The 8,272-nt window shown below is 35.4% G+C and carries 5 protein-coding genes; 3 read left to right on the top strand and 2 right to left on the bottom strand.

The genetic code is table 11. The features are described 5' to 3' along the window. The 3 genes from AB4Y90_RS12195 to AB4Y90_RS12185 form a co-directional block, all read left to right on the top strand. A partial coding sequence (locus AB4Y90_RS12195; RefSeq protein ID WP_441557851.1) for a translocation/assembly module TamB domain-containing protein occupies nt 1-1,577 on the top strand: 1,577 nt, incomplete at its 5' end. After that, nucleotides 1,577-3,925: a translocation and assembly module lipoprotein TamL gene (gene tamL / locus AB4Y90_RS12190; protein WP_441557850.1), complete on the top strand. Its 2,349-nt coding sequence runs from the start codon at nt 1,577-1,579 to the stop codon at nt 3,923-3,925. The genes AB4Y90_RS12195 and tamL, both read left to right, overlap by 1 nt. A gap of 285 nt (nt 3,926-4,210) precedes the next feature. Beyond that, complete coding sequence (locus AB4Y90_RS12185) at nt 4,211-5,143, top strand: YihY/virulence factor BrkB family protein (RefSeq protein ID WP_441557849.1); 933 nt, start codon at nt 4,211-4,213, stop codon at nt 5,141-5,143. Nucleotides 5,144-5,181: 38 nt separating this feature from the next. Here the strand turns inward: AB4Y90_RS12185 and argS are convergent, their stop codons facing one another. Together argS and AB4Y90_RS12175 are read right to left on the bottom strand one after the other, a co-directional pair. Continuing rightward, nucleotides 5,182-6,942, bottom strand: coding sequence for an arginine--tRNA ligase (argS, locus tag AB4Y90_RS12180; RefSeq protein ID WP_441557848.1), 1,761 nt, complete (start codon nt 6,940-6,942; stop codon nt 5,182-5,184). 80 nt (nt 6,943-7,022) lie between these two features. Beyond that, nucleotides 7,023-8,272: SusD/RagB family nutrient-binding outer membrane lipoprotein (locus AB4Y90_RS12175; RefSeq protein WP_441557847.1), on the bottom strand; the 1,250-nt coding region annotated here is incomplete at its 5' end.

Here is an 8,272-nt window from a genome sequence, read left to right as displayed (position 1 = left end):
ATGTGGGATTGATGATTGCGCAAACCGGAAGTGATTTCAGAAATCTTAATGATAAAATAGACTTTACCAACAGAGGAATTGAGTTTGATGATTTTAAAATCAACGATAAAGACGGAAATTCTCTGAACATCGACGGACAGATTTTAACACAAACCTACAGAGATTTTGCATTTAATCTTGATGTGAATGCCAAAGATTTTAAAGTGGTAAATTCTGAAAAATCGAATGATGCGATGATGTACGGAATTTTAGCTATTGATGCAGCATTACAAGTAAGAGGAAATCTTGATCTGCCAAAAGTTGACGGAAGACTGGCGGTTTCAGAGACGACAGATTTTACGTTTGTGCTTCCTCAATCTTCGCCCTCATTGCAGGAAAGAGACGGTATTGTAGAATTTATAGATCAGGATCAGGTTGCTTTGAATAAAACCATCAAAGCTGATTCAATCGACACTCAAAGCCCGATAAAAGGTTTGGATGTGAATGTAAATATTGAATTGAGCAAAGAAGCAAAAATGTCGATCATTATTGATAAAGCCAACGGAGATTTTGTAAAACTTCAGGGTGAAGCAGATCTTACAGGCGGAATTGATCCTTCAGGAAAAACGACTTTAGTCGGTGTCTACCAAGTGGAAAAAGGAAGCTACGAAATGTCTGTAAGCCTCCTGAAAAGGAAATTCGACATCCAGAAAGGAAGTACCATAACCTGGACCGGGGAACCTACAACTGCCAAACTTGATATTACTGCTATTTATAAAACCAACGCTGCACCGATTGATCTTGTAGAGCAGCAGTTTACAGGTAATCCCGCAGATCTTAATCAGTTTAAACAAAGAATTCCGTTTAATACTTTATTGATCCTTAAAGGTGAACTGCTGAAACCTGAAATTTCTTTTGATATTACCACAGAAGAAAAAAACAACGCTGTATCTTCTACCGTAACCGAAACAATAGACGGAAAACTTGCGCAATTGCGACAGGATCAAAACGAGATGAACAAACAGGTTTTTGCTTTGCTTTTACTGAATCGCTTTATTGGTGAAAATCCTTTTGAAAGTAATTCGGGAGTTTCCGCAGAAACTTTGGCAAGACAGAGTGTGAGCAAAATCCTTTCGCAACAGCTTAATAATATTGCAGCAGATCTTATAAAAGGCGTTGACTTAAATTTTGATCTTGAATCTACCGAAGACTATTCTACCGGAACGCAGAATACAAGAACCGATCTGAATGTAGACATTAGCAAAAAACTACTGAATGACCGCCTGAAAGTTACCGTAGGAAGTAATTTCGGATTGGAAGGTGAAGCAAGGCAAAACGAAAACACCACCAATATTGCAGGAGATGTTACCATAGATTACAGCCTTTCAAGAGACGGAAGATATATGTTGAGAGCGTACCGTAAAAATGATTACCAGGTTGCTTTGCAAGGGCAAATCATAGAAACGGGGGTAGGATTTATCATCACTTTGGATTACGATAAATTCAGGGATATTTTCCGGAAATCGAGAAACAACAGAAATAGGGAAAACAGAGAAAATAAAAGAAAACAAGATAATCAAGTCGTAGAATTTAAATAATGAAGAATACGTTTAATACATACTGCAAATATTTTATGGTTTCAGGAATCACTGCGACAATCATTTCTTGCAGCAACACAAAATTTTTAAAAGACGGGCAGCTTCTCTACACCGGAGCCGAAGTTAAAATAGAAAGCGATTCTTTAACGAAGAAAGAAAAATCAGAATTGGAATCGGCGATTAAAGAAAATCTTACCCCAAAACCAAATTCTTCTTTTCTTGGCTTAAGACCAAAACTGTATGCTTATAATGCGACAAAAGAACCAGAAAAAGAAAAAGGCCTGAGATACTGGCTGAAATACAAATTTGGTGAAGAGCCTGTTTTGCTTGGAGATGTCGACAGAGAATTCAACAAAGATATTATCGTTAATTATTCTGAAAACAAAGGCTATTTTAATGCTAAAGCAAAATACGATACGGTTTCAAAAAATAAAAAAGCGCAGGTAATTTACACATTGAATCCGGGAGCGAGATATTTGATCAGCAATGTAAGCTTCCCGCAAGATTCTACGCTTATTAATTCAGAAATTCAGAATTTAAAAGAAAGAACTTTACTTAAAGCAGGAAATCCTTTTGATCTTGATGTTATAAAAAACGAGCGCCAGAGAATTGATGATGGTTTGAAAGATAAAGGTTTTTACTATTTCAGCCCGGATAATATTATCGTTCAGGCAGACAGTACGGTAACAAAAGATCCGAAAGTTGAGCTTATAGTAAAGCTGAAAGATAATACTCCGAAGCTTGCAACTGAGCAATTTACCATCGATAAAGTAGTCGTTTTCCCGAATTACAATCTTCGCGATGCTAAAAAAGGAAAATACAACATCCCGATGAATCCTGATTCTTTGAGAGGATATGAGTACAATGATATTTATGTGGTAGATCCTGATAAAAAATTTAAACCCAGAATTTTTGACCGGGCTTTATACTTCAAAAAAGGAGACATCTACAACAGAAAAGACCACAATTTATCGCTTAATCGACTCATCAGTCTCGGTGTTTTTAAATTTGTAAAAAATGAATTCGTTGTTTCAGATTCTTTAAACCATAAGTTTGATTCGTATTATGTGTTAACTCCGAGAGAGCTTCAGTCTTTACGCTTAGAAGCTTTGGGAAGAACCAATTCTGCCAACTACGCAGGAAGCGAATTAAATTTAAACTGGACGCAGAGAAACTTTTTCCGTGGTGCAGAACAGTTTAAAGCTTCTGTTTATGGCGCATTTGATGTGCAAATCGGAGGTCCTGCCGAAGCCGAAAATATTTTCAGAGCAGGAGCTAATACGCAATTATCGATTCCGAGAATTGTAGCCCCGTTCCGTTTCAATTCTTCAAGTGCTTTTGTGCCGAGAACGAATATTCAGTTAGGTTATGAATTTCAAAATAGAACAACTTTATATACTTTAAATACATTCAATGCATCATTTGGCTATCAATGGAAAGAAAATGTACGTAAAGAACATGAGCTGAAACTTATTGACGTGAGCTACATTGCACCTGCAAATGAAACTCCGAAATTTCTGGCTTTGAAAGAAGGCAATCCATATCTTCAGAGAATTACTGAAAAACAATTAATTTTTGGCCCAACTTATTCTTACACCTACTCCACCACAATGCTTCCCAGAAAAAATACATTCTATTATAAAGGAATGCTTGACTTGGCAGGAAATATTACAGGTCTTGTAACAGGAGCTAATATAAAAGAAGGAAAAGAAAAAACAATTTTCGGGGTTCCTTTCAGTCAATATGCAAAAATTGAAAATGATGTAAGATTCTACCATAAGTTTAATGAGAAAACATCTATCGCTTCAAGGCTTATTGCAGGTGTTGCTATTCCATACGGAAACTCAGAGCACATCCCCTTTTCAAGACAGTTTTTTGTAGGGGGAAGTAACAGTATTCGAGCTTTCCGTGCGAGAACTTTAGGACCCGGAAGTTATGATCCGAGAGGAGAAGATACAAACAGAGCAGTTTTTGATCAATCAGGTGATGTAAAATTAGAATTGAATGCAGAATACAGAGCCAATCTTTATAAATTCTTAAACGTTGCCGCATTTGTAGATGCCGGAAATATCTGGCTGATTAATGATGATATTAATGAAGACGGTGTCAATACAAGACCTGGCGGAAAATTTTCAAAAGATTTTTTAAGCGAAATTGCTGTAGGAGCCGGAGTTGGTTTACGACTCGATTTTTCGATTTTAATTCTGAGACTTGATCTGGCAATGCCTCTGCGAGTTCCTTATTATGAAAAAGGCGATCGATGGACTTTTGACAGAATCAATTTTGGAGATTCAAGCTGGAGAAGAGATAATCTGATTCTGAATATTGCAATCGGATATCCTTTCTAAATGACAAATAGCTTTTAGCTTTTAATTATTGTTTTTAGACTTTTAAATATTCAATAGAAACGGGCTTTAGCCCGTTTTTGTTTTATCACAATCCATAAGGCTTTAGCCAAAACTTATATCTGATGATCCTTTAATAAAAACCAAGCAAAATATTTGATTTTTGTATTCTGAAATTTGCTTTAAGGAATAATCTTTGTGTTAAATACTGCAACAACAATATTTCTTCCTTAATATTGAAGACATTATTGATCACTCAAACCAATCACTCATATTAATATTTTTACTATGCTAAAAGAACTTAAATTTTTCTGGGAAACCGCCAAAGAAACATTTACAGAATGGAATAATTCATCAGCTTCAAATGACTCGGCGAGTTTGGCTTATTATGCCATTTTCTCAATTCCGGGTTTACTGATTATCATTATCTGGATTGCAGGATATTTTTTTGGTGAAGAAGCCATTCGCGGACAAATCAGCACACAGATCAGCGGATTGATGGGACAGGATGTTGCCAAAAGTATTCAGGATATGATTGCAGGAGCGCTCATCGACAAAGAAAATATTTTTATGAAAATTATCGGGATCGGGTCTTTGGTTTACGGTTCTACTACCTTATTTTTCCAGTTGCAGAAATCACTGAATAATCTTTGGGATGTAGAAGCTGCCCCTAAAAAAGCATTGGTAAAATTTCTTTTAGACCGCGCCAATTCATTAGGAATGATCCTGATTTTAGGATTTTTGCTCATGATTACGATGGTTTTGTCTTCATTGATCGGGCTTTTTAATAATTTTATCACGACTTATTTCGGACTCGAAACTTATATCATTGTTGAACTTATTAATTTCGCAGTAGGATTTTTTATCATTGTCGTGCTTTTTGCATTAATGTTTAAAGTACTTCCTGATGTTGAGATCAGCTGGAAATCGGTTTGGAAAGGAGCTTTATTAACAGCAATTTTATTTACTTTAGGTAAATTTTTACTGAGCCTTTACTTCGGTCAATTTAAACCCACTTCAGCATTCGGAACTGCAGGAACGGTGATTTTAATTATGATGTGGATCAATTATTCTTGTATGCTCGTCTTTTTCGGCGCTGAATTTACGAAGGTTTACTCTATAAGAAAAGGCTATAAAATCATTCCTTCAAAACACGCAAAATGGAGCAGTGAAAAATTGTACCGAGACAGCCAAAATGAAAATAATACTTCCAAAGTTTAAAATAAAAATCCTCCCGAAATTTTCAGGAGGATTTATTTTTACATTCTGTTTACCGTTTCTATTCCTAGTAAGCTTAATGATTTTTGTATGGTTCTTGCCGTGAGATTTGATAAATTCAAACGGAATTGTTTTACATTTTCATCTTCCTGATTCAAAATCGGGTTGCTTTGATAGAAAGAATTGTAGGTTTTAACCAAATCATAAACATAATTAGCAACCAAAGCCGGGCTCAAAACTTCTGCTGCTCTTTCTACAACTGCTTTGTAGTTTGCAAGCTGCATGATAAGTTCTTTTTGAGATTGGTTCAGTTCTACCTCAGCAATTTCTCTGTTAAGATAATTTGCTTTAATTAATAACGAATGGATTCGGGCATAGGTATATAAAATAAATGGTCCAGTATTTCCGTTAAAATCAATACTTTCTTTAGGATTGAAAAGCATCTTTTTCTTAGGATCTACTTTCATCATAAAATATTTCAGGGCTCCCATTCCTACACTTTCGTAATTTTTTGCTTTTTCTTCTTCAGACAAATTATCAAGCTTGCCCAGTTCTTCAGCCGCAGATTTTGCAATATCATGCATTTCCTGCATCAGATCATCTGCATCAACTACAGTTCCTTCACGGGATTTCATTTTACCTTCCGGAAGTTCAACCATTCCATAAGATAAATGGTATAATTGGTCTGCCCAGGAATATCCTAATTTTCCTAAAATTTTAAATAAAACCTGGAAATGATAATCCTGCTCGTTCCCTACCGTATAAATTAATTTCTGAATATCGTTTTCTTTAAAACGCTCTACCGCAGTTCCCAAATCCTGGGTCATGTAAACAGAAGTTCCGTCTGAACGAAGCAATAATTTTTGATCTAAACCTTCATCCGTCAAATCGCACCAAACCGAACCGTCTTCTTTCTGGTACAGCACCCCTTTATCTAAACCTTCCTGAATAAGGTCTTTCCCTAAAATATACGTTTTACTTTCGTACTGAACCTGATCAAAATCTACTCCCAATCTTTTATAAGTCTGATTGAAACCTTCATAAACCCAAGAATTCATTTCGTTCCAGAGATTTCTTACTTTTTCATCACCATTTTCCCAGTCTAAAAGCATTTGCTGAGCTTCTTTCATCAAAGGAGCATCTTTTTTAGCCTGCTCTTCAGAAATTCCCTGCACAACTAATTCAGCAACTTCTTTTTTGTAGTTTTTATCAAATTCTACATAATAATTCCCAACGAACTTGTCGCCTTTGATATGATTTGTTTCCGGCGTTTCTCCTTTTCCAAACTTTTCCCAAGCCAACATCGATTTACAGATATGAATTCCTCTGTCATTGATAATCTGGCTTTTTATCACATCATAACCGGCTTCCTTAAGAATCTGAGCAACCGAAAAACCTAAAAGATTATTTCTGATATGCCCTAAATGCAATGGTTTATTGGTATTCGGTGAAGAATATTCTACCATTACGGTTGCATTTTTCTTTTCTATATCTGAAAACTGCCCAGAAACTGTATTAAACTGATCTACGAAGAATTGGTTTTTAACTTTTACATTTAAAAAGCCTTTTACCACGTTAAAGCTTTCCAGCAATTCTGTTTGGGTTGTTAATCCTTCTCCCAACTCTACACCGATGCTTTCAGGATTTTTCTTCAGCTGTTTTACTAAAGGAAAGGTGACGATTGTAAAATCTCCCTCAAATTCAGTTTTATTCTCCTGAATTTCAAGTTTTATTTCTTTCAGCTGGTAAAGATTAAGGATAACCTCTTCCAGTTTTTGTTCTATGATATCTTTAATATTCATTATTCTTCTTTGAAATGCAAATATACGGAAATAAAAAAACCGCACTAAGGCGGTTTTGATATGAATGTTAAAAGAAGTGATTAATTAATGTCCCAGAAAAGCTTGGTAGTAATTTTATCTCCACCGATTGAGGCACCTGCAGCTGCATAATTTGTTGAATTTGTTGTAGCTTCGAGTGCAGGATATTGTAATCTTACAGGAACTTTACCATCGGCATTCTGAATAGCCGTGGAAGGAGCAGATAATTGAGGATAATCTAACCTTCTGTAAAAATTCCAAGATTGTAAGCCTTGATTAAACATGGCAACCCAAGCCTGTTCACCAATAGATTTTTTCCAGTTTGCAGCATCATACGGATGCGTTGTCAAATAAACCGCTGCACCAGTGGCTCCCCATTCATTAAAAGAAGCTGTTACTGCATTATTATATAAAGTTGCTGCTGCTCCTCCAATTCCCCATCTTGCGGAAGCTTCTGCTAAATAAAAAGCAACTTCCGTATAAGTCAAAATATTTCCTGGAGTTGTTGAACTATATGCAAAATTACCTATAGGAGAAAATTCGCCAATTTCACCTGGTGCACCAATTACTTGTCCTAAATACTCATCATCATCATTAAGCTGATAGTATTTTGAAATCCTGTCATCATTTTGTGCTAACATATAATCAACAAGTGTTTTACCTGCAATGAAATCATTTCTTCCACTTAGCTCTAATTCACCATATAAAGGATTGAAATTAGGGGCAGAAGACAAATATCTAAATAGACAGCTTTCGGAGGATGATGATATCACTCCTCCAGTAATTGCAGAACTAACTGTATTCTGGGCTAAAGATGGATTAGAATCTGCTATACCTATTCCTAATTTTAATAGAACTGAATTACCAAATTTCACCCATTTTGTTAAATCGGAATCTTCGAGAGTCGAGTCATAATAAAATATATCTGAAGAGCCAAAACCAGCTCCATTCACATCTATATTAGCAATATCCTGTTTTAATCTAACAATTAAATCTGCATATATATCTGCTCCTTTATCATATTTTGGGAGAGGATATGCTTCATAGTTTAATGATTGAGAGTAAGGAATATCTCCATAAATATCAACCAGAACCTGATAAGTAAAAACTTTCATGATATCCACCATTGCCAGCTGATTTTTTTTGGTAGTTGGCCAAGTTGATAATTCTGTAGCAGTTGGCGTATAGCTTTCAATTGTTTTTTTTGCCTGATCTAAATTTTTTAAAACATTTACATAATTGTCTGTCCAAACATTATTTGATACATTTCTGTTGGTAAAGTTGTAATTACTTTCATCAACATAAGTAGTTT

Source organism: Chryseobacterium sp. 2TAF14 (assembly GCF_052115105.1).
In the GTDB taxonomy this organism is placed as follows: Bacteria; Bacteroidota; Bacteroidia; order Flavobacteriales; family Weeksellaceae; genus Chryseobacterium.
This window is presented reverse-complemented; position numbering and strand designations above follow the sequence as displayed.

Excerpts from the sequence above, each read along its gene's own strand:
- tamL (WP_441557850.1), top strand. The coding sequence starts at position 1,577 with ATGAAGAATACGTTTAATACATACTGCAAATATTTTATGGTTTCAGGA.
- AB4Y90_RS12185 (WP_441557849.1), top strand. The coding sequence starts at position 4,211 with ATGCTAAAAGAACTTAAATTTTTCTGGGAAACCGCCAAAGAAACATTT.
- argS (WP_441557848.1), bottom strand. The coding sequence starts at position 6,942 with ATGAATATTAAAGATATCATAGAACAAAAACTGGAAGAGGTTATCCTT.